The sequence below is a fragment of the Paeniglutamicibacter sp. GQ140 genome, assembly GCF_059759235.1.
Genome location: NZ_JCAXDW010000001.1, coordinates 243,363 through 267,383 on the forward strand (window position 1 = coordinate 243,363; position 24,021 = coordinate 267,383).

Annotated in this window: 22 protein-coding genes; 7 read left to right on the forward strand and 15 right to left on the reverse strand. The window is 65.5% G+C overall.

The genetic code is table 11. The features are described 5' to 3' along the window. Positions 1-13: 13 nt before the first annotated feature. A complete protein-coding gene (locus tag AC6CHY_RS01105) occupies positions 14-1,567 on the forward strand; it encodes a long-chain-fatty-acid--CoA ligase (RefSeq protein ID WP_217387419.1) in 1,554 nt (517 codons plus the stop codon). A 6-nt stretch (positions 1,568-1,573) separates the two neighbouring features. On the opposite strand, the gene AC6CHY_RS01110 is transcribed toward AC6CHY_RS01105, so the two are convergent. Together AC6CHY_RS01110 and AC6CHY_RS01115 are read right to left on the reverse strand one after the other, a co-directional pair. Beyond that, complete coding sequence (locus tag AC6CHY_RS01110; RefSeq protein ID WP_217387418.1) at positions 1,574-2,197, reverse strand: class I SAM-dependent methyltransferase; 624 nt, start codon at positions 2,195-2,197, stop codon at positions 1,574-1,576. 182 nt (positions 2,198-2,379) lie between these two features. After that, complete coding sequence (locus tag AC6CHY_RS01115) at positions 2,380-3,225, reverse strand: HpcH/HpaI aldolase/citrate lyase family protein (RefSeq protein ID WP_217387417.1); 846 nt, start codon at positions 3,223-3,225, stop codon at positions 2,380-2,382. A gap of 207 nt (positions 3,226-3,432) precedes the next feature. Between AC6CHY_RS01115 and cycA the strand changes: the two genes are divergently transcribed. Further along, the gene (gene cycA / locus AC6CHY_RS01120; protein WP_498225141.1) at positions 3,433-4,908 is read left to right on the forward strand and encodes a D-serine/D-alanine/glycine transporter; all 1,476 of its coding nucleotides are present in this window, start codon (positions 3,433-3,435) and stop codon (positions 4,906-4,908) included. A 208-nt stretch (positions 4,909-5,116) separates the two neighbouring features. Here cycA and AC6CHY_RS01125 read toward each other — a convergent pair whose 3' ends face one another. The 8 genes from AC6CHY_RS01125 to AC6CHY_RS01160 all read right to left on the reverse strand — a co-directional run bounded on the left by AC6CHY_RS01125 (position 5,117) and on the right by AC6CHY_RS01160 (position 14,239). After that, positions 5,117-5,560, reverse strand: a complete 444-nt coding sequence (locus AC6CHY_RS01125; protein ID WP_498225142.1) for a hypothetical protein — start codon at positions 5,558-5,560, stop codon at positions 5,117-5,119. Between the two features lie 29 nt (positions 5,561-5,589). Then, positions 5,590-6,066, reverse strand: a complete 477-nt coding sequence (locus AC6CHY_RS01130) for a DUF4262 domain-containing protein (protein WP_217387414.1) — start codon at positions 6,064-6,066, stop codon at positions 5,590-5,592. A gap of 192 nt (positions 6,067-6,258) precedes the next feature. Beyond that, positions 6,259-7,659 carry an NtaA/DmoA family FMN-dependent monooxygenase gene (locus tag AC6CHY_RS01135; RefSeq protein WP_217387413.1) on the reverse strand — a complete coding sequence of 467 codons (1,401 nt, stop codon included), beginning with the start codon at positions 7,657-7,659 and terminating at the stop codon, positions 6,259-6,261. Continuing rightward, complete coding sequence (locus tag AC6CHY_RS01140; RefSeq protein ID WP_498225143.1) at positions 7,656-8,912, reverse strand: acyl-CoA dehydrogenase family protein; 1,257 nt, start codon at positions 8,910-8,912, stop codon at positions 7,656-7,658. The genes AC6CHY_RS01135 and AC6CHY_RS01140 overlap by 4 nt, the downstream gene beginning before the upstream one ends. Beyond that, a complete protein-coding gene (locus tag AC6CHY_RS01145; RefSeq protein ID WP_217387411.1) occupies positions 8,909-10,615 on the reverse strand; it encodes a dipeptide ABC transporter ATP-binding protein in 1,707 nt (568 codons plus the stop codon). Before AC6CHY_RS01145 ends, AC6CHY_RS01140 begins: the two co-directional genes overlap by 4 nt. After that, positions 10,615-11,580, reverse strand: a complete 966-nt coding sequence (locus AC6CHY_RS01150) for an ABC transporter permease (RefSeq protein ID WP_254455747.1) — start codon at positions 11,578-11,580, stop codon at positions 10,615-10,617. The genes AC6CHY_RS01145 and AC6CHY_RS01150 overlap by 1 nt, the downstream gene beginning before the upstream one ends. Then, positions 11,577-12,599 carry an ABC transporter permease gene (locus AC6CHY_RS01155; RefSeq protein ID WP_498225144.1) on the reverse strand — a complete coding sequence of 341 codons (1,023 nt, stop codon included), beginning with the start codon at positions 12,597-12,599 and terminating at the stop codon, positions 11,577-11,579. The genes AC6CHY_RS01150 and AC6CHY_RS01155 overlap by 4 nt, the downstream gene beginning before the upstream one ends. Beyond that, a complete protein-coding gene (locus AC6CHY_RS01160; RefSeq protein WP_498225145.1) occupies positions 12,596-14,239 on the reverse strand; it encodes an ABC transporter substrate-binding protein in 1,644 nt (547 codons plus the stop codon). The genes AC6CHY_RS01155 and AC6CHY_RS01160 overlap by 4 nt, the downstream gene beginning before the upstream one ends. 447 nt (positions 14,240-14,686) lie before the next feature. Here AC6CHY_RS01160 and AC6CHY_RS01165 point away from each other — a divergent pair, with 447 nt between their 5' ends. Next, entirely contained in the window at positions 14,687-16,114 is a 1,428-nt protein-coding gene (locus tag AC6CHY_RS01165; protein WP_498225146.1) for an LLM class flavin-dependent oxidoreductase, read from the forward strand. A 154-nt stretch (positions 16,115-16,268) separates the two neighbouring features. On the opposite strand, the gene AC6CHY_RS01170 is transcribed toward AC6CHY_RS01165, so the two are convergent. Together AC6CHY_RS01170 and AC6CHY_RS01175 are read right to left on the reverse strand one after the other, a co-directional pair. Next, complete coding sequence (locus AC6CHY_RS01170; RefSeq protein ID WP_217387408.1) at positions 16,269-17,075, reverse strand: Gmad2 immunoglobulin-like domain-containing protein; 807 nt, start codon at positions 17,073-17,075, stop codon at positions 16,269-16,271. A gap of 168 nt (positions 17,076-17,243) precedes the next feature. Beyond that, positions 17,244-18,419 (reverse strand): NAD(P)-dependent malic enzyme, encoded by a 1,176-nt coding sequence (locus AC6CHY_RS01175; protein WP_217387407.1) that lies wholly within the window; start codon positions 18,417-18,419, stop codon positions 17,244-17,246. A gap of 355 nt (positions 18,420-18,774) precedes the next feature. On the opposite strand from AC6CHY_RS01175, the gene AC6CHY_RS01180 reads away from it, so the two are divergent. Next, the gene (locus tag AC6CHY_RS01180) at positions 18,775-19,176 is read left to right on the forward strand and encodes a helix-turn-helix domain-containing protein (RefSeq protein ID WP_217387406.1); all 402 of its coding nucleotides are present in this window, start codon (positions 18,775-18,777) and stop codon (positions 19,174-19,176) included. Positions 19,177-19,449: 273 nt separating this feature from the next. Here AC6CHY_RS01180 and AC6CHY_RS01185 read toward each other — a convergent pair whose 3' ends face one another. Then, positions 19,450-19,623 carry a hypothetical protein gene (locus AC6CHY_RS01185; protein ID WP_498225147.1) on the reverse strand — a complete coding sequence of 58 codons (174 nt, stop codon included), beginning with the start codon at positions 19,621-19,623 and terminating at the stop codon, positions 19,450-19,452. Between the two features lie 67 nt (positions 19,624-19,690). Here AC6CHY_RS01185 and AC6CHY_RS01190 point away from each other — a divergent pair, with 67 nt between their 5' ends. The 3 genes from AC6CHY_RS01190 (at position 19,691) to AC6CHY_RS01200 (ending at position 21,776) form a co-directional block, all read left to right on the forward strand. Next, positions 19,691-20,086 (forward strand): GerMN domain-containing protein, encoded by a 396-nt coding sequence (locus AC6CHY_RS01190; protein WP_254455745.1) that lies wholly within the window; start codon positions 19,691-19,693, stop codon positions 20,084-20,086. A 68-nt stretch (positions 20,087-20,154) separates the two neighbouring features. Next, positions 20,155-21,408 (forward strand): aminotransferase-like domain-containing protein, encoded by a 1,254-nt coding sequence (locus AC6CHY_RS01195; RefSeq protein ID WP_217387680.1) that lies wholly within the window; start codon positions 20,155-20,157, stop codon positions 21,406-21,408. A 71-nt stretch (positions 21,409-21,479) separates the two neighbouring features. Further along, on the forward strand, positions 21,480-21,776 hold the full coding sequence (locus tag AC6CHY_RS01200) for a DUF503 domain-containing protein (protein WP_217387404.1): 297 nt from the start codon (positions 21,480-21,482) through the stop codon (positions 21,774-21,776). An 11-nt stretch (positions 21,777-21,787) separates the two neighbouring features. On the opposite strand, the gene AC6CHY_RS01205 is transcribed toward AC6CHY_RS01200, so the two are convergent. Both AC6CHY_RS01205 and AC6CHY_RS01210 read right to left on the reverse strand, forming a co-directional pair. Beyond that, on the reverse strand, positions 21,788-23,257 hold the full coding sequence (locus AC6CHY_RS01205) for an L-lactate permease (protein ID WP_217387403.1): 1,470 nt from the start codon (positions 23,255-23,257) through the stop codon (positions 21,788-21,790). A 208-nt stretch (positions 23,258-23,465) separates the two neighbouring features. Next, positions 23,466-23,918, reverse strand: coding sequence for a DUF4383 domain-containing protein (locus AC6CHY_RS01210; RefSeq protein WP_217387402.1), 453 nt, complete (start codon positions 23,916-23,918; stop codon positions 23,466-23,468). Positions 23,919-24,021 lie beyond the last annotated feature (103 nt).

Below are 24,021 nucleotides of genomic sequence, written 5' to 3' on the forward strand. Positions count from 1 at the left end.
TGGGAGTATCGCCGTGAACGAAGCAGTTCCAAACGCCACCCTGTCCGTCGCAGCGATCCTGGCCGAGGGCGCCAGGCGCCACGGCGACCTGCCCGCCATCACGCTGAACGGCTCAAGCACCAACTACCGGGACCTGTGGGACCAGACCCGCGCCTACGCCGGGGCGCTGCGTGGGGCCGGGGTGAAGGACGGCGACAAGGTGGCGATCCTGATCCCCAACGTCACGGACTTCGCCCGCGTCTACTACGCCGTGCTGTCGCTGGGCGCCGTGGCGGTGCCCGTCCATGCCCTGCTCAAGCGCCACGAAATCGAGTACGTGCTCACCGACGCCGAGGTGAAGCTGATGGTGTGCGCCGCCCCGCTGCTGGGCGAGGGTGCACCGGGCGCGCTCTCCGCCGGCGCGCAGGTGCTGACCGTACTGTCCACGGTGCCAGGGGAATTCCCCCGGCTCGAGGACCTGGCCCAGGCCGCAACCCCCATCGGCACCTACGTCCCGCGCGGGCCGCTGGATATCGCCACGATCCTCTACACCTCGGGCACCACCGGCAAGCCCAAAGGGGCCTTGGGCACCCACTTCGCGCTGGTCGAGCAGGTCAACGTGCTGCTGCTGAACACCTTCGACATGCGCCGTGGCGACAAGCTCTTCGGCGGACTGCCGCTCTTCCACACCTTCGGGCAGACCGTGGCGCTGAACGCCGGCTTGCGCGCCGGGGCGGAGATCCTACTGCTGCCCAAGTTCACCGGGGAGGCAGCGCTGGCCATGGTTCTGGATGAGGGCGTGAACGTCTTCATTGGGGTGCCCACCATGTACGTGGGGTTGCTGGCCGCGGCCAAGGCGCGCCCCGAACCCGCCCCCGCACTGCGCTATGCGGTCTCCGGTGGCTCGGCCCTGCCGCTGGCCATCCTCGAGGGCTTCCGCGAGCAATTCGGCGCCGCCATTTACGAGGGCTACGGGCTGACCGAAACCTCCCCCGTGGCATCCTTCAACCACGTGGGGATCGAGCCGAGGCCAGGGACCGTGGGCCAGCCTGTCTGGGGCGTTGAGATCGAGATCGCCCGTCCCGAGGTCGCCGACGCCATCGAGCTGCTGGGCTCCGGCGAATTGGGCGAGCTGGTGATCCGTGGGCACAACCTCTTTTCCGGGTACCTGAACCGGCCACAGGCCACCGCGGAGGCCATGGTTGACGGCTGGTTCCGCACCGGGGACCTGGGCACCAAGGACGCGGACGGCTACATCACCATCGTGGACCGCAAAAAGGACATGATCCTGCGCAACGGCTACAACGTCTACCCGCGCGAGGTCGAGGAAGTGCTGGTGGCCCATCCGGAGATCACCAATGCGGCGGTCTTCGGGGTTCCCGACGAAAAGCACGGCCAGGAGATCGTGGCGGCGGTGACCCTGGTGGCCGGAAGCCTGCTGGATGCCACGGCCATCGGCGACTACGCCAGGGAGCGGCTTGCAGCGTACAAGTATCCGCGGCTGGTGGAGATCGTGGCCGAGTTCCCGCTGGGTCCCAGCGGCAAGGTGCTCAAGCGCGAACTGGTCACCCGGTACGGCAAGGAGTAGCCGGCGTCATCGGGAACGGGTTGCCACCCCCAGGCTGTAGGCGCTTTCGAAGCGCGGGGCACCGGGAAAGTAGAACGTGTCCAGCTCGGTGATCTCAAACCCGGCATCGCGAATCATTTGCGTGGTGGAGCGGGTGAGGTGGCAGCCGCCGGCCAGCGCCTTCTGGATGGGTTCGACCCGTCGCTGGAAGCGTTGGACCTTTTCATCGGGCGCCAGCCCGTGTTCCAGGAAGTGCAGCGCCCCGCCGGGCTTGAGCACCCGGCGGACCTCGGTCAGGGCCGCCGCGGCATCCGGGATGGTGCACAGCGTAAAGGTGCTCAGCGCGGCATCGAAGGAGCCGTCGGGCTCCCCCAGCTCCTGGCCGTCCGGCGACCCGCGAACGATCCGCGTGCCCGAGGAAGCACGAACCCCGTCCGAAAGCCGCCAGGCGGTGTCTGAGGGTTCAACGGCCACCACTTCGGCGGTGGCGGCCGGGTAGTGGGCCACGTTGCTGCCCGAACCGAAACCCAGTTCCAGCACGCGCCCGCCAAGCCCCGCACACACCTTGGCGCGCAACGGGTCCAGGGACCGGTTGTCGCAGGCGAACGCGACGAGACGCGGCAGCACGTACTTCCCATAGAGGCCGGCCATCAGGCGCAGGCCGCGGAGTGGTTGGATCCTTTTTCGCCCATGTCAACAGTCTCTGCCCCCTGCGCCGTGCAAGCAAGCGAACGGAGATCCGCCACATCTCGTGCCACAAAAGGCAAGGGCCCGGCGGATGCGCCGTGACGCGCATCTGCCGGGCCCTGGTCGCTCTGGAGCAACCTGAGGTCTTAGGCGTTCCACAATCCGTAGGAATCGGCCAGGTCCGCGATCTTCTGGGCACGGGCCAGACGCGGCAGGTAGGACCCGTCGCCCACCGTGGCACCTGCCGCGTGGGCGTCAAGCATGTCGTGGGCCCAGGACAGCTCGTCGGTGCTCGGTGAAAGACCAAGGTTGATCTCATCGACCTGGGTACGCGAAAGCGCCAGCTTGCCGGTCATGCCCATCGAGGCGGTGATCGCGGAGTCAGCCAGGACCTCGGCGGCGTCGGCGCCGGGAGCCGGCGGGCCGTCGATGGCGCCCGGGAGCTTGCCCACGCGCGATGCCACCACGAGCTTGCCGCGGGCGTAGGCCAGGGCGAGCGGGTCGCCGGAGACGCCGGTGTCCTTGCGGAAGTCGTTCACTCCGAAGGCCAGGCGGAAGGTGCCGGGGGCGGAGGCAATGGCGGTGGCGTTCTCGATGCCGAGCGCGGATTCGACCAAGGCGAGCACCGGGGTGCCTGCCTGCAGTCGCATGGCCGTGTAGGTGACCTGCTCGGGCTTTTCGGTCATGGCCAGCATGACCCCGCGCAGGCCGGGGGCCTTGGACAGGTCGGCCAGGTCCTTGGCCCAGAAGTCGGTGTCGATTCCGTTGACGCGCACCCAGGCGGTCATTCCGGTGGACAGTGCCTCGACCACGGCCGCGCGTGCGGCATCCTTCTTGTCATCCGGAACTGCGGCTTCCATGTCAAAGATGACCGAGTCGGCCTCGGACGCGAGCGCCGGGGCGAAGTCCTCGGGCTTCGAGGCGTTGACTAGCAGCCAAGAGCGGGAAAGTTTTGCTGGAAGGTTAGCTGCGCGACGGTTACGGAATGCCATGCCTCCAGCCTACCGACTTCGCGCACCAAGGTACCAACGCGGAAGGTGCGGCGGGTACACAAAGCCGCGAATGCCCGACAAATGCGCCTTCGGTGTGACCAACTCGACGCACATTTTCGCACGCCACCTAAATTGCAGTATGGTTTTTGAGGCTCTGTATCGGCCGTCACAACAAGGCACCACCACTCCCCAAGGATAGTCAGCACCATGACAGAACAAACGCTCAAAAAAGCATCGGGAGGTGAGCCCGCCGACGGCAATCCGCCACTCGAACGGGCACTATCCAACCGCCACATCCAGCTCATGGCCATCGGCGGTGCCATCGGCACGGGTCTGTTCATGGGTTCGGGCAAGACCATCTCGGTTGCGGGCCCGTCGGTCATTTTCGTTTACATGATCATCGGCTTCATGCTTTTCTTCGTCATGCGCGCCATGGGCGAATTGTTGCTGAGCAACCTGCAGTACAAGAACTTCGGCGACTTCGCCGGTGACCTCCTGGGGCCGTGGGCTTCCTTCTTCACCGGGTGGACCTACTGGTTCTGCTGGATTGTCACGGGCATCGCCGACGTGGTGGCCATTGCCCACTATGTCGCATTCTGGTGGCCCGACCTGGCACTGTGGATCCCGGCCATCCTCTGCATCCTGGTCTTGCTGGCATTGAATCTTCCCACGGTCCGCGCCTTTGGCGAGACCGAGTTCTGGTTCGCGCTGATCAAGATCATCGCCATCATGGCCCTGATCGTCGTCGGCCTGGTCATGATCATCATGAGCTTCGAAACCGACGGCGCACGCGCCTCCTTCACGAACCTGTGGGAACACGGCGGGATGTTCCCGACCGGCTTCATGGGCTTTGTTGCAGGCTTCCAGATCGCAGTGTTCGCCTTCGTCGGCATCGAATTGGTCGGCACCGCCGCCGCCGAGACCAAGGATCCGGAAAAGAACCTGCCTCGCGCAGTGAACTCCATCCCGATCCGCGTGCTGCTCTTCTACGTCGGAGCCCTGGTCATTCTCATGGCCGTCCGCCCATGGACCAGCTACTCCGCAGACGAGTCCCCGTTCGTTGGCATGTTTGCCCTGGCCGGCCTGGTCGGTGCCGCGGGCGTGATCAACTTCGTTGTGCTCACCTCGGCGACTTCCAGCGCGAACTCCGGCATATATTCCACTTCGCGCATGGTTTACGGGCTGGCCCGCGAGGGCGATGCACCCAAGGCCTTTGGAAAGCTCTCGAGCCGCAAGGTCCCGAAGAACGCACTGATCTTCTCCTGCATGTTCCTGCTCGCCGGCGTGGCCCTGCTCTACGCGGAGGGCTCGGTCGCCGAGGCATTCACCCTGGTCACCACGATCTCGGCGCTGTGCTTCATGTTCGTCTGGTCGATCATCCTGATCAGCTACATCGTCTACCGCCGCCGCCGTCCGGAACTAAATGAGGCCAGCAAGTTCAAGATGCCCGGCGGATCGTTCATGCCCTATGTGGTGCTTGCCTTCTTCGGCTTCATCATCTGGGCCCTGACCACCCAGCCGGACACGCTGATGGCCCTGGTCTTCACCCCGATCTGGTTCGTTGCCCTGGGCATCGGCTACCTGATGGTTCGCCGCAACCCGGAGCACGCGGCCATCCGCGCCGAGCACGATGCCAAGGTCGCCGCCGAACACGCCGCACGCAGGGCACGCCTGCGCGCCTAGCACCACCGGACCAAGCCAAGGCGGCGGTTGGGATCACCCCATTCACGGGTGGACCCAACCGCCGTCGGTTGCTTAACGCGAGCAGTTCGTGGCGCCGACCGCTTGGACCGAGCGCGGGTGGGCAGGACGGCACGGTCCACCCGCAGTTGTCCGCCGCCAAGTTCGGCACCCCCGCCCACGACCGAGTTCCTTGTCAGTGCCTGGCACATCAGTTAAGGCCGATCTGGTGGCCCCGTTTCCATGTGCTGGGCTCTGCGACGCAAGGCCTTACCTGCAATAGGCGATAGTCGCTGCCGTACATGGCCAAGGTGATGCCGCAGAGCGGGATATGTAGGCTCTGGTCGGTCAGCCGTACCCAGGTTCCCTGGACTTCGTAGGCTTCATCGCCGGCATAGCCGCCTTCAAGGTCCCTGAGCTTCACCACCAGCTGGGCCATCAACATCGGGGTGCCCTGCGGGAAACCGGCGAAGTCTTCCATCCGGGCGATCAGCTCGGGCAGTCCCCTGTCGGTCAGGCCCGCCGTGTAGCAAAGCTCTTGCAGTTTGCACGGGTCGCTGTCGTGGATCAGACAGAATCCGTTGATATCGATTTGCTGGCGATAGGGCTGCAGCATCTGGATGATTTCCGGATCCGTGCACGGCAGGTAATACATCTTCGCTTCCTCTCTGGCCCCTCGAATCTTCAGTGAAGTTGTTGCGGGAGAAGCCGGGCGTCCGCAAGGACAAGGGCCAGGTTCCGGTATTCGACCGACCCGGCCCCGGCAGGCATGCCCGGCTGCGCGAAGTGGATTTCCAGCACGCGGGCCCGGGGTCCATATAAGTTGAAGGCATCGCAGGCGAATTCCCGGGCTCCCCTCATGTGGTTAAAATGCAGGATTCGGCCGTCCCGCCAATTTGCGGTGTGGCCGTGGTCAAAGTGCTCTCCGCGCTCCAACACGCTGTCGGCAAACCCATTGAGCATCAAGCTTGTGTCCTCGTGGTTCATCCCCCGAACCAGGAACTCTTGGGCATTGTGGGGCGTGAGCCCAACGGTGTACCCAAAACACTTCTGTGGATCATTGTCTTCGACGTAGCACACGGCGACCCCGTGTTCATCAATGATTTCTTGGACATGCCGGAGCTGCTCGGTCTTGCTCATCCCGTCGCACATGTCGCACATGGTTCCCGCTCCTTGGTTAGCCTTGATGTTTCCTTGACATCACCAAGTGTTCGCCGATCCAAGGGCATTTTGGGCCCTCATTGAAAATTGTGGATAACTTCCCGCGGACACGAAAGCGGCGGATGGGAAAACCCGAAACATGGGTATTTCCATCCGCCGCATGTCGCTCTCGCCGAAACCTGCGGGGGCTGGTTAGGCCCCGGCCGCGACAGTCTGCTCCTTGCGCGCACTTCCGTTGGGCCCGAAGGCTCCACGGTAGGCCGCACCCGGGTGGTTATCGGGCAATCGATCCTGCCCGAAGATCTTCTGGCGTAAGGTGCCCGGCTCGTAGGCGGTCTTTGCCAGACCACGTTCCTGCAGGGTGGGCAGGATGCGTTCGTTGAATTCCAGGTAGGTGCCGGGCAGGCGCCAGTTGATCACGTTGATGCCATCGATCCCCGCGTCCTGCCAGGCGACAAGCTGGTCGGCGATTTCTTCGGGGGAACCCGCAACGATTCCGCGCTCGATGCGAGAATGTGCCAGATCGGCCAGGGTGGGTTCGCGATCCGGGGTGGCGGCGCGCAGCCAATCGACGAACCCTTGTCCCCCATTGTTGGGGATGCTGCGCAACTCGGTGTCCACGGGCAGGCGTGTGCCGTCGGGCAGGATCCCCAGCGATGCGTGGGTCAGGTAGCCCACCACCGATGAGTATTGTGCGTGCTCGGCCCGTTTCGCATCCAGCTCCTTGTTCGTGGAACCGACCACGAAGCTGATTCCCTGGAAGAACTTGATATCGTCCTCACCACGGCCCGCACGCACCGCAGCGGCGCGGGCACTTTCGGTATGCAGCCTGGCCCCCGCCGGGTTGGGCGGTCCGATGAACACGGCCTCGGCATGCTTGGCGGCAAATTCAATGCCGCGCGGCGAACCGCCTGCCTGGAAGAGCAGCGGGGTGCGCTGCGGCGAAGGGGACGGCAGATGCGGTCCCTCGACCTTGTAGCGCGCGCCGACGTGGTTGATCTTGTGGATCTTGGACGGGTCCGAATAGCGCCCGCCCGCCTTGTCCACCAGCAGCGCGCCCTCGTCCCAGGATCCCTCCCAGAGCTTGTAGGCGACATCCAGGTATTCATCGGCCCAGTCGTAGCGGGCGTCGTGCTCGGCCAGGGCGTCGTAGCCGAAGTTCCGCGCCGAGTTTTCCTGCGTGCTGGTCACGATGTTCCACGCGATGCGGCCCTTGGAAATGTGGTCAAGAGTGGAAACCTGGCGGGCGAAGTTGAATGGATGGTTCTGCATGACGTTGGAGGTATAGGCCAGCCCGATGTTCTTGGTGGCCACCGCCAGGGCGCCGAGTAACACCGCGGGGTCGTTGGACGGAATCTGCAGCCCCTCGTGAACGTTGTCCACGTATTGACCGTCGGCCGGGCCGTAGAGCCCCGTGACATCCGCGAAGAACATCGCGTCAAAGAGACCGTCCTCCAGGGTCTTGGCCAGTTCGATCCATAGGTTCACGTCGTTGAATTCGTGCTGCCGGGCCTCGGGGTGGCGCCACTGGCCGTGGTGGATGTGGCTGGCGGTGTTCATCAGGAAGGCGTTGAACAGCAGTGGCTTGCTCATGCGGTGGCTCCGTTCGAGGCGCTGGTTCCGACATAGATGGGGGTGGTGAGCTGGTCCCCGGTCAGCCGTTGCTGTCCCACGGCGCGGGCCCGGTAGATCACGGGGTTGTGCTGTCCCAGCACCCGGGCATTGCGCCAGTGCCGGTCCAGCCTCCGGGTCTCGGAGGCGGCGGAAGCGCCGCCAACCTCAAAGAGTCGATTCGCCACATCCAGGGTCTGCTCAACCACGAAGATCTGGGCCTCGGAGAGATTGGTGTCCAGCTCGGCAGTGGCTTCGGCGTCAAGCTTTCCGGCAGCCGATAAGACTGCCGCGGCTTCGATGCGGGCGCCCACGGTGTCGAGGACAGCATCGATCGCGAACACCGTGGAACTGATCCGACCGACAACTTCTTGCACCAGCGGGTCGCGCTGCGGGGAATCTCCGACCCCATGGGAAAACGCGCGTTCGCGCCCGCGGACATAGTCAACCGCGTCGCGGCGCACGGCGCGGGCGATCCCGCCCAGGGCCACCAGCAAGATGCCCTGGACATAGGCGGCACCGAAGCCAACGCCCTCGATGCCTCCGGAGGCTTCGATATTTTCGGCCTCAACCTCGACGTTGGTGAATACGGTGGTGCCCGAGGCGGTCAGCCGTTGGCCGAACCCGTCCCAGTCATCCACCAATTCCACGCCGGGAGCGGTGCGGTGCACGTTCACGCGCACCGATTCGTCGGTGGCGGTGTCGGCGCTGACCTTGATCCAGTCGGCGTAGAGGCTGCCGGTGCTGTAGAACTTGGTACCGTTGAGCACCGTGCGGCCCGCTTCCTCGGTCAGCACCGTGGAGTTGGTTCCCGGCTTATTGCCCTTCTCGGTGGTGGCGTTGCCAAACACGTCCCCTGCCACCACGCGCGGCAGCCAGCGTTCCTTGGCCGCGGCGTCGGTGCCGGAGACCAGGGTTTCCACGGTGGTGAAGTGCGCGCGCAGGGCCTGGCCGAGGTTCGAGTCCGCGGCGCCGAGTTCGCGCAGCAGCAGCAGCGACTGCGCCAGCGTGGCTCCCGAACCGCCGAATTCCTGCGGGACCCGGATCGCGGTGAATCCGGAGCTCTTGAGCAGGGACACCGCGTCGTGGGCCAGGGTGCGGGTGGCTTCGCTTTCCACGGTGGTGGCGGCGATCGTTGCGAAAACGGGGGCGAAACGCTCCAGCAGGTCGTTGGTCACCGGTGTCCTCGCCGAATCCTGGCGTGCTTCGGGTTGGCGTTCAAGGCTGATGGTCATTCTCTTCCTCCGGTGGTCGTGGCCAGGCGCGGGGCGGCGGCCAATAGCTTGCGGGTGTATTCCTTGGCGGGGTTGGCGAAGACCTCGGTGGTGCGTCCGGCCTCCACGACCCGTCCGGCCTCCATCACGACGATCTCGTCGCTGACGTGTTGCACCACGCCCAGGTCGTGGGAGATGAACAGGTAGCTGAGCTTGAATTCGCGTTGCAGTTCATCGAGCAGATCCAGCACCTGGGCTTGGATGGAGACATCGAGCGCCGAGACCGGTTCGTCGCAGATGATCACGTCCGGCCCCGGGGCCAGGGCGCGGGCAATGGCGATGCGCTGGCGCTGCCCGCCGGAGAGGCGCAGCGGAAGCCGGGATTCCACGGACGCATCGAGGCCCACGGTTTCCAGCAGCCGGATGACCTCAACCCGGCGTTCGGCGCGGGAAAGCCGACTCGCATCGGGCAGGGCATCGGAGAGGATCCGGGCAACGTCCCATTGCGGGTCGAAGGAGCCCAGCGGGTCCTGGTAGATGGAGGTGATGTGCTTGCGCTGCGGTCGGCGCTGCTTCTCGGGCAGGGAGCTCCATGGGTTGCCCAGCAGCCGCACCTCCCCGGCTTCCGGAATCGCGAGACCCAGTGCCATGCGCGCCACCGTGCTCTTGCCCGATCCGGATTCCCCGACGATCCCCAGGGTCTGCCCGCGATTCAGGGCAAAGGAGACATCGTGGACGGCAACGCGTTCGGTTCCGTCGGGGTTGCGGTAGGTCTTGCGCAGGGATTCGGCCACCAGAACGGGACCCGTCCGGTCCTTCGTGGTGTCGGCCGCGCGGCCGGCGCCGATCAGCGCATGCTGGCGCACCGAAATCCCGGCCCCGGCGGGCGCGAGCCTGGTACCGCGCGGTTTGTCGGTGGGCACCGCCCGCAGCAGCCGCCGCGTGTATTCGTGCTGCGGGTTCCCCAGCACCTGGGCCGTTGGCCCGGTCTCGACGATTTCTCCCCGGCGCATCACTGCAATGCGGTCGGCCAGGTGGCCCACCACCGCCAGGTCGTGGCTGATCAGCAGCAGCGAGGTCCCCGCCGCCTTGCGTTCGGCCAGCAGGTCAAGGATCTGTTGCTGGACGGTGGCGTCCAGGGCCGTGGTCGGCTCGTCGGCGATCAGCAGCGCCGGGTCCAGGGCGATGGCCGCGGCGATGAGTGCACGCTGGCGCAGCCCGCCGGAAAGTTCCCCGGAGCGCTGGTTGATGCGCTGCTCGGGTTCCGGGATGCCGACCGCCTCGAGCAGATCCAGCACCTTGGCGGTGCGTGCCGCGGGGGAAAGGTTGGTGTGGATGCGCAGCGAGTCGGCGATCTCCCGGCCGATGGGACGCAGCGGATCCAGGGAAACCAGCGCGTCCTGCAGGACGTAGCCGATGTCCGCGCCGCGCACCTTGCGCCAGGCGCGTTCGCCGTGGCGGCGCAGGTCCTTGCCCTGCAGTTGCAGGGTCTGCGCCCGGATCACCGCGTTGGCGCCGGTCAAGCCGATGAGCGTGCGGGCGGTGACGGATTTGCCGGAACCCGATTCACCGACGATGGCCAGGCATTCCCCGGCATGGATCTCGAAGTCCACACCGTGAACGGTGGGTGTTGCGCCGTTCTTGGGTCCGAAGGCAATCTTCAGGTCCCGGACCTTGATGACGGGTTCGGAACCGGGGTTCGGGTTCGTAATTGTTTGCGACATTACTTGTCCTTGAGCTTGCGTTGGATGCCGTGTCCCAGCAGCGTGGTGGTTGCGGCGCTGAGCACGATGAACAGGCCGGGAAAGACCGTCAACCACCAGGCGTTGCCGATGTAGAGACGTCCCAGGGAGAGCATTGAGCCCCATTCGGGATCCGGCGGGGTGGCCCCCAGCCCCAGGAAGCTCAGCGAGGATGCCCACACGATGGCTTGCCCGACCCCGAGGGTTCCCAGTACGAACAGCGGGGCGGCGACGTTGGGCAGGATGTGGTGGCGGATGATGAAGGCGCGGGAGCGCCCCTGCACGATCGACGCCTCCACGTAGCCGGAGCCGCGCACCGAACGCACCTGCGAGCGGATCATGCGCGCATATCCGGGTGCGGCCGACAGTCCCACCGCAATGGTGGTAGTCACGACCCCCGGACCAAGAATGGTGATGACCAGCAGCGCGAGCAGCAGGCCGGGGAATGCGAAGAGGACCTCCAGGAAGCGGGAAACCCCGAAGTCCACCGCGCGGGTGCCGAGTCCTGCGACCGCTCCGAGCACCACCGCCAGGCCGAGGCCGATGGCCGTGGCGAGCACGCCGATAAGCAGTGAACTGCGTGCCCCGTGGATGACGCGGGAGAAGACGTCGCGCCCGGATTCGTCGGTGCCGAACCAATGGGCGGCACCGGGTGCGGTGAATGCCTCCGCCGGGTTCATGTCCAGCGGTCCGCTGGGGGCGAGCACCGAGGGGATGACGGCCGCGGCGATCAGGCCCAGCAGGAACACCAGCGGAACGATGATGCCGGGTCCCAGTCCGCGTCCGAGCCGACGTATGCCACCCGCGACGATGGTCCCCGGACGATTCCCTGGGAGAGCCGGCGGGACCTGGCCGGACGGTGATTCGATGACGGCGGTTTGGGTGCCTTGGGTCATGGCTTCCTCCAGGTCGGTGATGATCGTGGGCAGGTCCTCGTGCGTGTTCATGCCGCACGCAACCGGGGGTCGGCCAGGCGTTCGGCCAGGTCGCTGAGCAGGGTGACGAGGATGTAGATGGCGGCAACCAGCACGACCACGCCGAGCACCACCGGAACGTCCCGGACCAGCACTGACTGCAGCAGCGTGCGGCCAATGCCGGGGCGCGCAAAGACCGTCTCGACAACCACGGCCCCGCTGATCAGCGAGCCCATGGCCCAGCCCGAAAGCCCGATCCCGGGAAGCGCGGCATGGCGCAGCGCGTGGCGCAGGCTCAGCGAGACCTCGGATTCGCCGCGGGCGCGGGCGGAGATGGCGAACGGCGAGTTCATGGCCGTGAGCATGGATTCGCGCATAACCTGGCCAAGGAACCCGGCCAGCGGGATCGCCAGGGTGAGCACGGGCAAGATCTGGCCTTCAATTCCCGGGGCACCACTGGTGGCCGGAAGCCACTGCAGGCTGACGCTGAAGACCAGGATGAGCAGGCTGCCCAGCCAGAAATGGGGTACCGCGGCCGAAACGACTTCCAGCAGGTTTCCCACGAACGTGGCGCCCCTGCCGCCGCGTGCCGACCAGAGCGCCAGCCCGAGGGCAAGCACCCAGGCCGAGGCAAGCGCCAGAACCGCGAGCACCAGGGTGTTGCCAAGCTGGTCGCCCAGGACCTGCACGACAGGTTCTCGCAGCTGGTAGGAATTGCCGAGATCCCCGGTCACGAGCTTGCCGAGGTATGCGCCGTATTGGATAAGGATCGGTTCATTCAAGCCGTTCAGTTCCCGCGTCAGCTCACGTACCTCTTCGGTGGCGTTGTTGCCCGGTCCGCCCAGCAGCGCATCCACCGGATCCCCCGGCACCAAGCGCATCGCGAAGAAGGCCAGCGTGGCAACCGCCCACAGGACGCCAGCGGCTCCGAGGATACGGAGACCGCTCAGCCGAAGTACCGACCGCAGCCGTGAACGGCCTGCCGTCGAATCTGTGGTCGCGGAAATTGCGGCCGAGGTCGATGGTGTGTGGTTCAAGGTTTCGAGGCTCATGATCGGTCCAACCAGGTGTCGTAGAAGGTGGGCATGCCCAGCGGGGAAAGAAGCGCGACACCTTCGACATCCGAGCGGAAGCCAAGGCGCGTCTGCTGGTCGAAGATCGGCAGCGAGAGATACTGTGCGTCGACGAGTTGCTGGGCCTTGGCATATTGCTGACCACGCTGCTTTTCGTTCCCGGTGGTGGCGGCCAGGCGCAGGGCCTTGTCGATGTCATTGGCCGACGACCCGATCAGGCCATTGTTATTGGCGTGGTAGCCACCCTTGATGACCGAGGGGATGTGCGAGGAATCGTAAACGATGTTCAACACCGACGGTGAGTTCTTGGTGTAGTACAACGGCGAGAGTCCGTATTCCCAGGCGTAGCGCCGGGTGTTGAAGCTTGCCGGCTCCTCCTGGCTGATTATCAATTCGAATCCCACGGCCTTGGCACTGTTCTGAAACTGCTCAAGTACAGAAACCGGAACAAGGATGCTGTCATTCTGGATGACGGTGGTGGAAAGCCGTTGCCCGTCCTTGGTCCGGTACCCCTCGGAATCCCTTTCCGTCCAGCCTGCTTCATCCAGCAACCGGTTGGCCTTGTCCACATCGGTGGAATAGGCCTCGGGGTTTTGCCGGTTGAATTTCGTGATGCTGCTCAGCACGGAATTCGAGCGCGGGACGGTGCTCATGAAGATGCTCTTGAGCGCCGCGTTCACGTCCACCGAACGCACAAACGCCTCACGCACCCGCACGTCTGTCAGCGGGCCGGTGGTGGTATTGAAGGTCAGGTTCACGACGTGCCCGGGCCTGGATCCGATTAGCGTGTCCAACGCCGGGTCGGCATCCGCCGCCACGGCGTTCTGCGGCTGCAGCACATCGATGACATCGACCTCGCGGGACTGCAGGGCGGCAAAGCGCGCCGCGTGGTCCGGCAGGAAGCGCCAGACGATCTTTTCAAGGTAGGCGGGTCCCGCATGCCCGGCAGTGGGTGAGGGCGTGTGGTACTCGTCGTTGCGGGTGAGCACGACTTCCTGCTGCTTGGACCAGCTTTCGACCTTGAACGGCCCGGTGCCCACCGGAGAAAGGCAGTTTGCCTCGGCCCCGCGGGCCAGCGCCTTCTGGGACTGGATCGGCACCCAGACCTGGGCGAAGTGCTCAAGCAGGGCGTTGTCGGGTTCCGAGAGGTGCAGCCGGGCGGTGAACTCGCCGATCTTCTCGACGGAGGCCACCTTCTCCACGGCCAGGATTCCGGTGCTCGAGAGCGTCTGGGGATCCTTGATGTAGGCGACGTTCTCGACGATGGTTTCGGCATTGAGCTGCTGGCCGTCGGTGAAGTGGACGTCCTGGCGGACCGTGATGTCCAGGGCCAGCCTGTCCTTGGACCATTTCCAGCCTTTCGCCAGCCAGGGTCCGATTTCGCCCTTCTCGTCCTGGAAGAACAGCGGCTCCAGATATTGGGTGGAGACCAGTGCCTGCGGGACGTTGCCCGAGACGATCGGGTCAAGGCAGGCCGGCTCGGTGTCGCCCGTGGCGTACACCAGGGTGCCGCCGGAGACCGGTTCCCCGGTGGGGCCACTGGCCGAATCCGCGTGGACCGCACCGCCGCAGGCGGACAATGCCAGCACGGTGCCAAGTGCGGCGAATGCAAACGGCACGCGCTTCTTGAGGTTCCTTGTGCTTGTGGCGAGTGGGCTGTCTGCGGAGCGGGAGGGACTTGCTGTCTCATCCCGATACGCCGGCTGGCGGTTTTTTACGGTGGTACTCCTGGACTTGTCGTGGGGTGCGCAGCTCCCGCTCCCGGAGCACGGGAGCGGAATGGCGCGATGTCTGAGACAGTTCTATCCGTGGTCCGACAGCTAGCGCCAATACCGAGCGCCGGATGCTTTGCATGGGTTCTCGGCACGCAACATGGCGTCATTACCCGACCTCAAGGACGGGTCGCAAACCCGTCATAACGTCACAAGAGGTCATGTGACGACCCGTTGGTTCGTAATCTTCCGGCCCCCGGATCGCGAGTGCCAGCATCGAGGAAAACAAGCCCCACCGGGAGATCCAGGTTCGGTGGCAGGGATTTCTACCTTGAAACATTCAGGAGACGCATCGTGAGCAAGCCGCTACATTTCAACGCATTCGTCATGAATACGACCAGCCACATCCACCACGGACAATGGCGCCGGCCGGATGCCGGCCAGACCGAGTTCAACGACGTCAACACGTGGATCGAGCTCGCTCAAACGCTTGAGGCAGCGAAGTTCGACGCGATGTTCTTCGCCGATGTCTCGGGGCTCTATGGGGATTCGGACGCCGACTTCGACGTCTACGCGAACGAAGGGCTGCAGATCCCTTCGAATGATCCAACGGTGCTCCTTGGTGCCCTCGCTGTGAGCACCAAGCACATTGGCCTGGCCACCACGTCGAACGTCGTGCAGAACCATCCCTACAACTTTGCCCGGCAGATCTCCACGCTCGATCACATTTCCGGTGGCCGCATCGCCTGGAACATCGTGACCGGCATCAATGACAATGCCTCACGCAACTACGGCCTGCCCCAACTGACCGACCACGCAGAGCGATATGCCTGGGCCGACGAATACGTTGACGTCGCCTACAAGCTCTGGGAGGGTTCCTGGGATTCCGGTGCCTTGAGGAAGGACAAGGAAAACGGGGTCTACTCCGATCCGTCCAAGATCCACAAGATCTACCACGAGGGCCTGCGCTACCGGGTTGAGGGTCCGCACCTGCCATCCCCCTCCCCGCAGCGCACGCCACTGCTGTTTCAGGCCGGTTCTTCCACCTCGGGGCGTGCCTTCGCCGCACGAAATGCCGAGGCCACCTTCATCATTGCCCCGTCCCCGGCCATCGCGAAGGAGCTGATCAGCGACACCCGCCGGTTGGCCGCTGACTACGGACGCAACCCGGAGGACATCAAGTTCTTCCAGGGCCTGTCCTTCATCATCGGCGACACCGAGGAGGAAGCCAGGGAAAAGGAGGCGTACTACGACCAGTTCGTCAGCGTCGACGGCTACCTGGCCCATTCGGCCATCGTGGACAAGACCGGGCGCGTCTACCCACCTGAAACACCGATTGCCGACCTGGACACCAACACCGGCAAGGGCTTCTCCGAATGGGTGTCCAAGCACATCACCGATCGCGAGCCGGTCGTTGCCGACATAGCGTGGCTGCAGGCCCGCAAAACCCGCGTGGTGGGAACTCCGGAGCAGATCGCCGACAAGATCGCCGAATGGCAGGCCGCCGGTGTCGACGGAATCAACGTCATCAACTGGGTGATCCCCGGCTCCTTCGAGGAATTCGCCGACAAGGTGCTGCCCGTGCTGCGCGAACGCGGCCTGGCCCAGAGCGAATACTCGCCCGGGACCCTGCGTGAAAAGCTGTTTGGCGGCGGTCCCCTGCTCAACGACCGCCACCCGGCGTCCGGCTACCGCGGCGCCTTCGCAGCGGGCCCGACCAGCTGGGAAGAGGCCGAGGCCAAGCGCAGCCTCGATGCTCCGCGCATCGGCGTGGACTCCTGATCCCGGCGCACCGCCGGTGGGTGGACAAGGGTGTTGGGTCTGTCCTTATCCGTCGACCCTGAGGTACCTCCTCAGCCCCAAGCCGGAATCCAGCCCCATGGCTGCCGGCATGCCTCCCGCCGAAGCCGCCGAAGAAACACCCCGGCGGCGTTGGCTAGGATTGCGCGGCGAACCCCACCGGCACCGCGGCGGCAGTCCACACGCTTCCGTCCTTGGCGCTGGAAACGAACAACAGCAGCGCACCCCCGCCGGTGCCGGGGTTGTCCCACTGGACGTTTCCGCTGAACGGCCCCAGATCGGGCCCGGATCCGCCCATGACTATCCCGCTTCCAAGCGGCTCTGCACTCCCGTGGGAACGGACCTCGACGTTCACTGTTGCCTCGAAGGCGCGCGACGATCCGGATAGCTCCACCGGGGAGGCGATCCGTTCACCGGCCACCGGGACCTCGAGCTGGATCTCGCTGCTGGTCGCCCCGATGGCGTACCACCGGCCGTCGGAAAGCTGCCGGAGCAGGACGGTGGTCACCGGCCCGTCCGCGGCGGGGCGGACCTCCAGCTCACCGGAGCGGGCATCCCCCTGCATGAATTCGCCATAGACCGGGTCGGTGAACCCGGCGAAGTCCTCGGCGAATCCGCGCGCGGCGTCTTCCGGGTTCGCGTAGCGCAGGGTGCCGCCGGGATCAGGCCACACGACGGTCGCCGCCTCGGCGGCGGGCAGCGACGGGGTGCCGGGCAAATCCGAGGCGCTCTGCGTCGGCGACGGGGTCGCGGGCGTGGCGGAGGGGCCGGGCGCGGTGGTGGTTTCCGGTGCAGGGGTCGTTCCCGGGCCGTTTTGGCCGGGGCCGCCGGTTTGTTGCATCAGCAGGATCGTGATCCAGACGGCGGCCGCCACAAGGGCCAAGACAAGCACGACGATGGCGGTTTTCCGGCCGCGGTCGGACGGCGCCGGGTTTTCGTTCATGGGAGCACCGTAACAACGTGCCCCGAACGCAAACAAGGCCGGAACGGCCGCATTTCGGTGACATTTGGGTGCACGCCACCGACGCGGAAATCGCCGTTGGCCCGCACACGGCTCCGGCCCGGACCCCCAGGGGAGATCCGGGCCGGAGCCGTTCGGGAAGCTGGCGCGCTACTGGCCCTGCGCTGCCTTTCCGACGGCGGCGGAGACGGCCGGCATGACGCGCGGGTCAAGCGGCGAGGGCACGATGTATTCGGCGGAGAGCTTGTCCTGGGCGAGCTCGGCGATGGCGTGCGCGGCCGCAACCTTCATTTCGGCGGTGATGCGGCGGGCGCCGGCATCCAGCGCGCCGCGGAAGATGCCCGGGAAGGCCAGCACGTTGTTGATCTGGTTCGGGAAGTCCGAACGGCCCGTGGCCACGACCGCAGCGTACTTGCGGGCAACATCAGGCATGACCTCCGGGTCCGGGTTGGACAGCGCGAAGATGATGGCGTTCTCGTTCATCTTCGCCAGATCCTCTTCCACGAACTTCGACGAAGACACGCCAACAACGACATCGGCCCCGTCGAGGGCCTCGCGGATGCCGCCGATCAGGCCATCCTTGTTGGTGATGGCGGCGTACTTGGCCTTGATGGCGTTCAGGTCGTCGCGGTCGCGGTGAATGATTCCCTTGGAATCAACCAGCACCACGTCGCCCAGGCCGACGTTGATGAGGATCTCGGCAATGGCAATGCCTGCGGCGCCCGCACCGGAAATGACTGCTCGCATCTGGCCCAGTTCCTTGCCGGCAACCTTTGCGGCGTTGAGCAGCGATGCCAGGACGACCACGGCGGTGCCGTGCTGGTCATCGTGCATGACCGGGCAGTCAAGGGCCTCGATGAGGCGCTCCTCGAGTTCGAAGCAGCGCGGGGCGGAGATGTCTTCGAGGTTCACGGCACCGAAGCTCGGGCGCAGGCGGACCAGGGTCTCGATGATCTCGTCGACGTTGGTGGTGTTCAGCACCAGCGGGATGGAATCCAGGCCGCCGAATTCCTTGAAGAGCGCGCTCTTGCCTTCCATGACCGGCAGCGAGGCGGCGGCGCCGATGTCGCCAAGGCCCAGCACGGCGGTTCCGTCGGAGACCACCACGACCAGGCGCGAGGCCCAGGTGTGGGTGGCGTGCATGGCCGGGTCCGCGGCAATGGCGCGCGAAACCTGGGCGACGCCCGGGGTGTAGGCAATGGAGAGGTCCCGCTTGGTTGCCAGCGGCATCTTGGACTGGACGGTGAGCTTGCCGCCGATGTGGGCGTCGAAGATATCGGCTTCGGTAATGGCGGCGGCGGCGTTAAGAGAGGTGTCAATGGACATGGGGGGACTCCTTGAAAGTTCTGAAATGTGTCGGAGCGAGGAATCGATTCGATGATCGTAGATGTCGTAAGTTTCAGCCGATCCCACGTCGACGTGATGACCACCTACTGCTTAGCCTCGCTGTGCGTCTGCCGGCCCGGGGTGGGGGCTCAGACGATGCGCACTGGTCAGTACTTTCTTTAGACCGTGGTCCTCACACTACTGCAATTCACCGCGCTTGTGCCACCACTTGACGCAACCATGTCGATACATTCGCTACTGGACGAAGGCCGGGGACTGCCGGTTTCGATATGCAGGCACGCGTCATCGACGCGGCTGGGCGGCACTTTTGTGCGGCATCGGGCATGATGGAATCATGTCCTCCCCAACACCGTCATTGAGCAAAGCCACGGCCTTTCCCGCCCTCGAAAAGAAGGCCGCGGCACGGCTCGCGGCAGCCCTCGAAGAGTCCGCGGACACCACCATCTTTGTCAACGGCACCACCCTGCAATTGCCGGATGTCGCCCACGCGGCCTTGATCGACGTCCTGCAGCGCATGGCGCGTGGCGACGAGGTGAGCGTGAGCACCGTCGAGTCGTTGCTGAACACCTCTCAGGCGGCGAAAATGGCGGGTGTCTCGGCCAGTTACCTGCGCAAGCTCACCGACTCCGGGATCATCCCTGTCGAATACCGTGGCACGCACCGCAGGATCCGGCCGGCTTCCGTCCAGGCTTGGCTCGATGACCGCACCGAGGCGCCGACCGACACCCCGGAATAGGCCCAAACGCAACTCCACCGTGCTGGTTTGGGACGGCAAGACCTTCGTATGTTGGAAGTGGCCGCAGTGGCCGGCGTAGGTGCTTGAAGGTGAGGGACAGATGTTCCGCAATCATTTGATTCGACTCGGGCTGGGCGGGCTGACGGGTGCCGGATTGGTCTTGGCCCTCTCGGGCTGCGCCGGCGGGCCGGCACAGGCACCGACAGCGTCCGAGCCCCATCCAACCGTCGCCCCCTCGGCCACCACCGTGCAGTCAAGTACGCCTGCACCGGATCATTCTCCCTCCGCCGCGGCATCGGCGAGCGACGCTGCCACCCGGGCGAGCAGCGCCCCGGCGTCGCCAACGTCAGTACCGTCGGCGTCCACCCCCGCGACAGAGACTCCCACCGCCACCGCCACTGCGGCCAGCACCGCAGCAAGCAGCGCCCCACCGTCGCCAACTGCCACTCCAGCTCCCGCTCCCCCACCCTCCGCTCCGCCCTCCGACACGCTTCCGGCGACCTCGACCTCCTCCTTGACGGTTTTCTATGTGGCGCTCGGTGACCAAGGCCAGGCCGGTCCCATGATCGGTTGTGGCGACAGCATCGTCGCCACCGAAACCGGTCCCGTGATCTACGCCAGCCAGGTGGAGGCCGCAATGAGTGACCTGCTGGAGAACAAGGACACCGTGCACGGCGAATCGGGTCTCATGAATGCGCTCGCGGGGTCGAATTTGAGATACGTATCTTCTTCGGTGTCGGGTAACACCGTGACCGTCGAACTCACCGGGGACCTCAGCTCCGGAGGCATTTGCGACGATCCGCGCATCATTGCCCAGCTCACCTACACCGCCATGGTTGCCGCCGGGGCCGGGGAAGCGAGGATCCTCATCGACGGCATCGACATTGGCGACAAACTGAGCCAGAAATAGCCAGATGTTGACTTATAGGCAACAAGTGTTGATAAAGTGCCGGTGTGACCTCAACAACAGAACCCGGCATGGGCAGTGAAACCGAAATAGCCATGATTCGTGCCGCCGCGCATGAATCACTCTTATCCGAGCGGGCATCGCACATCAAGCAGTCCGCGGTCCGTGACGTTTTTGAGCTCTCCCTCGACCCCTCGCTGGTCTCGCTGGCCGGTGGCAACCCCTATCTGCAGTCGCTGCCTCTGGAAAAGCTCGGGGCCATGGCCTCCGAGCTCATCGCGACCCAGGGAATGACCGCGCTGCAGTACGGAAGCGGCCAGGGCACCGAGGAGCTGCGCAACCAGATCTGCGAGGTCATGGCCGAGGAAGGGATCACCGGGGTCGATCCAAATAACATTGTGGTCACCACCGGGTCACAGGCCGCACAGGACGTTGCCTGCAAGGTCTTCTGCAACCCCGGGGACACCGTGCTGTGCGAGGACCCCACCTACGTGGGCGCGCTGAACACCTTCGAGGCCTACCAGGTGCGCGCCGAACCTGTCGCTACGGACGAGCACGGCCTCGTTCCCGCTGCCCTGCGCCAACGGATCGCCGAACTGCGCGAGGCCGGCGCACGGATCAAGTTCCTCTACACGATCCCCAACTTCAACAATCCCTCGGGCATCACCCTGGCCGCCGAGCGCCGGGCCGAGATCGCCGAGATCTGCATCGCCGAGAACATCCTCATCCTTGAAGACAACCCCTACGGCATGCTGCGCTACACCGGGGAAGCGATCAAGCCGCTGCGCGCCGAAAACCCCGATCACGTGATCTACATGGGCTCGTTTTCCAAGATCCTGGCCCCCGGCCTGCGCATCGGCTGGGCGGTGGTTCCGACCCATCTCTTCCGCCGCTTCTATCTGGCCGCCGAGGCCGTCACGCTCTGCCCGGCGACCTTCAACCAGATGCTGATCAGCAAGTACCTCGCGGAACATGACTGGCGCGGGCAGATCCAGACCTACCGGGAGCTCTATGCTTCCCGCTGTGAGGCGATGCTGCAGGCGCTGGATGAGTACATGCCCGAGGGCGTGCACTACACCCGGCCGGAAGGCGGCTTCTTCATCTGGGTCACGCTGCCCGAGGGAATCGATACCTACGGGCTGCTGTCCAAGGGCATCGAGGCAGGGGTGGTCTTCATTCCCGGCGCCGCTTTCAGCCCCCTCGAAGGCGCCGGCCACCGACTGCGTCTGGCCTTCAGCGCGGTGCCCGAGGAGAAGATCCGCGAGGGCGTCAAGCGCCTTGCCCCGGTGCTCGCCGAGGCCATCGCCGCAAACGGCGTCCGCTAGGATCTCTTCGGCGCAGAACGGTTCCCTTGTCGGCCCTCCCGCGCAGACGATCGCCGGCGCATGATGTAACCATGTGGTTTGGATGGATCGAATTCGACATCCTGCTGGGTGATGTCCGCTCGCTCAAAGAGAAGCGCGCCATCGTGCGGCCGATCCTGGCCGAGATCAGGCGCCGGTTCGAGGTCTCGGTCTCGGAGACCGGCGGGCAAGACCTGCATCGGCGCGCCGGGGTGGCGGCGGGGCTCGTCGCGGCCGATGCCGCGCATGTCATCGAAGTGCTGGACGGCATCGAGCGCCTGGTCGCCGCCCGCCCGGAGGTGGAACTGCTGAGCGCGCGGCGCCGCCTGGGATCTTCCGGGGACGAGTAGCCAGCCGGGCGCTAGCGGATCACCCAGGTGACCAGGCCCAGCAGGGTGCAGACAACGGCCAGGAGAATGCCGAGCCGCGGGGCGATCCATGCGGTGACCTCGGCCTCGCTCGGCGGCCCCGCCAGCGCGGCAGGTCCGGGGACCGCGGCGACGGGAACCACCGCCATCTCGTAGGCCAGCAGGATCCGCGAGGGTGCCAGCATGGTGGCCATGGACGCGGTGACATTGGAAACCGCGACGATCTGCAGCACGGATGAGCCCATGCTTGCCGCCGCCTGCGCCTGGGTTGCCGCCAGCATCGAGTTTGCCGCGGTGTTGGATCCGGAAATGAACCCGGCCAGCCCGTTGAGCACCGGACCCAGCACCAGGTACCCGGCACCGATTCCGGCGAGCGCGGCACCCAGTTCCCTGCCCATGCCGGTGGCTGCAAGCAAAGCGCCCAGAACGGTGAAACCCCCGGTGGCGATTCCCACGGGTATCCAGCTGCGGTAGGCAAGGGCGGCGCGGGCACGCAGGCCGGCCGTCCCGCCGCCGAGGGAAGCGGAACCGTATTGCGCGACGAGGCAGGCCACGACGAGCCAAACCCCGCCGCTGGTGATGGTCCGCTTGAGCAGGGAGGCCTCCATCGGCGAACTAAGCGCGCGGGCAGCCAGCAATCCGAGGGTGAGCACGGCGTAGGGCAGCAAGGCCACCCAGACCTCGCGCCCCGCGGGCACCAGCGAACCGCCGATCCTGAAGGCCACCAGGTGCGCCGCCAACACGAGCAGCGAGCCGACGATGCCCGCCGGCGGGGTGCCCATGAGCAGGTTGGCGGCCAGGATGCCGGCGTTGAGCAGCACCGCGGCACCCAGCAGGTGCGCCAGCAGGCGCCCGGGCCGGGGCGACTCGCCGCGCAGCACGAGCCACGCGGTGACTCCGGCGCCGAGCACCACCGGCAGGGTCATGAGCGCCGAACGGACGCCCACGTCAAAGAGGGTAAGGCCGGCCAGGTCCGCGGCCACCAGGGTGCCCGGGCCCAGGGCTCCCCACGGGACCGCCACGAGCCCGAGCAGGCTCAGGATCGCCGAGTTCTTCACCGAATGCCCCAGCTGCAGCAGCAGCGGAACACCCACGGTGACGCCGATGCCGAATCCCGTCACCGACTCGGCGAAGGGCACCAGCCCGAAGATCACCAGCACGGTTCCGGCCTGCTGGTTGGAGGCGCTTTGGCGCAGCCAACCGGAAATCCTGTCCATGGCACCGGTTTCGGAGGTGATGCGCGAGAGCAGCACGCCGCCGAAGAGGATCAGCAGCACCTCGAGGATGGTGGGGCCGAACATGGCCCCGGCCCGCAGGAGCTCGACAAGGGGGGTGGGGAAGAAAAAGATGGCCGCGAGTACACCGGTGAGCAATGAATAGACGGCCATGGTGGTGGCCTTCGTCCGGGCCAGGAACAAGGCCATGGCCACCATTATCGGGGAGGCGGCAGCCAGTGCCAGCATGCGGCGGGTCCTTTGTTCGGGGTGCCGCACACGGAAGGCTCACGCGGCATGTTCTGCTGCGATCGACGATACCTCTCCGGCGACGGAACAACGACTTGGTTGCGGCGGCTTGGCCCGGGACGGCGACGGCCGAGAACCGCCGCACGTTTCACCAGGTGAACGTACGGCGGGTCCCGGGATCTGTTTCTGTTTGTGGAAGGGGCGGTGCCTAGGCGGTGCGTCGGGCCGGGGCCAGGTTCCGGCCCAGGGCCAGGCCGAGGCCGGCCATGCCAACGCCCAGTGCGAAGTGCAGGATGTTGTCCGCCGTGTTGACCGGCACGAAGTTGGCGGCGCTGGACTGGTCAATGAAGACTCCATAGAAGCCCAGGACCAGGTACACGATCCCTCCTACGACCAAGAAGGCCTTCGCCTTGGCCGCACTGCGCCAGAGCGTGAGTCCCAGGACGCCGAAGAGCAGGTGGACCACGTTGTGCAGGACCGAGACCTGGAAGATGCCCAGCAGCATGGACTCGGAGTGGTGTCCCGCCATTCCGAGGTGTTCAGTGTTGCTGGTAATTCCGGGGATGAACCCCAGGATGCCGACCAGCAGGAAGACAGCGCCAACTGCCAGTGCCGCGTATTGCACCAGGGAATGGCTGGTGGTGGTGTGTGTCGAGGCCATGATGGGCTCCTTGGGTTCCTGTCGATTTTCAACGCGTTTGCGTTGCTGACACCAGGTATTCGGAACCCCGGCTCGGACGGATTGCCCCGGCGCGGAAAAATTT

Coding starts and splice junctions, on each gene's coding strand:
- AC6CHY_RS01110 (WP_217387418.1), bottom strand. CDS start 2,197: ATGGCCGGCCTCTATGGGAAGTACGTGCTGCCGCGTCTCGTCGCGTTC.
- AC6CHY_RS01115 (WP_217387417.1), bottom strand. CDS start 3,225: ATGGCATTCCGTAACCGTCGCGCAGCTAACCTTCCAGCAAAACTTTCC.
- cycA (WP_498225141.1), top strand. CDS start 3,433: ATGACAGAACAAACGCTCAAAAAAGCATCGGGAGGTGAGCCCGCCGAC.
- AC6CHY_RS01125 (WP_498225142.1), bottom strand. CDS start 5,560: ATGTATTACCTGCCGTGCACGGATCCGGAAATCATCCAGATGCTGCAG.
- AC6CHY_RS01130 (WP_217387414.1), bottom strand. CDS start 6,066: ATGTGCGACATGTGCGACGGGATGAGCAAGACCGAGCAGCTCCGGCAT.
- AC6CHY_RS01135 (WP_217387413.1), bottom strand. CDS start 7,659: ATGAGCAAGCCACTGCTGTTCAACGCCTTCCTGATGAACACCGCCAGC.
- AC6CHY_RS01140 (WP_498225143.1), bottom strand. CDS start 8,912: ATGACCATCAGCCTTGAACGCCAACCCGAAGCACGCCAGGATTCGGCG.
- AC6CHY_RS01145 (WP_217387411.1), bottom strand. CDS start 10,615: ATGTCGCAAACAATTACGAACCCGAACCCCGGTTCCGAACCCGTCATC.
- AC6CHY_RS01150 (WP_254455747.1), bottom strand. CDS start 11,580: ATGAACACGCACGAGGACCTGCCCACGATCATCACCGACCTGGAGGAA.
- AC6CHY_RS01155 (WP_498225144.1), bottom strand. CDS start 12,599: ATGAGCCTCGAAACCTTGAACCACACACCATCGACCTCGGCCGCAATT.
- AC6CHY_RS01170 (WP_217387408.1), bottom strand. CDS start 17,075: ATGAACGAAAACCCGGCGCCGTCCGACCGCGGCCGGAAAACCGCCATC.
- AC6CHY_RS01175 (WP_217387407.1), bottom strand. CDS start 18,419: ATGTCCATTGACACCTCTCTTAACGCCGCCGCCGCCATTACCGAAGCC.
- AC6CHY_RS01180 (WP_217387406.1), top strand. CDS start 18,775: ATGTCCTCCCCAACACCGTCATTGAGCAAAGCCACGGCCTTTCCCGCC.
- AC6CHY_RS01195 (WP_217387680.1), top strand. CDS start 20,155: ATGGGCAGTGAAACCGAAATAGCCATGATTCGTGCCGCCGCGCATGAA.
- AC6CHY_RS01200 (WP_217387404.1), top strand. CDS start 21,480: ATGTGGTTTGGATGGATCGAATTCGACATCCTGCTGGGTGATGTCCGC.
- AC6CHY_RS01205 (WP_217387403.1), bottom strand. CDS start 23,257: ATGCTGGCACTGGCTGCCGCCTCCCCGATAATGGTGGCCATGGCCTTG.
- AC6CHY_RS01210 (WP_217387402.1), bottom strand. CDS start 23,918: ATGGCCTCGACACACACCACCACCAGCCATTCCCTGGTGCAATACGCG.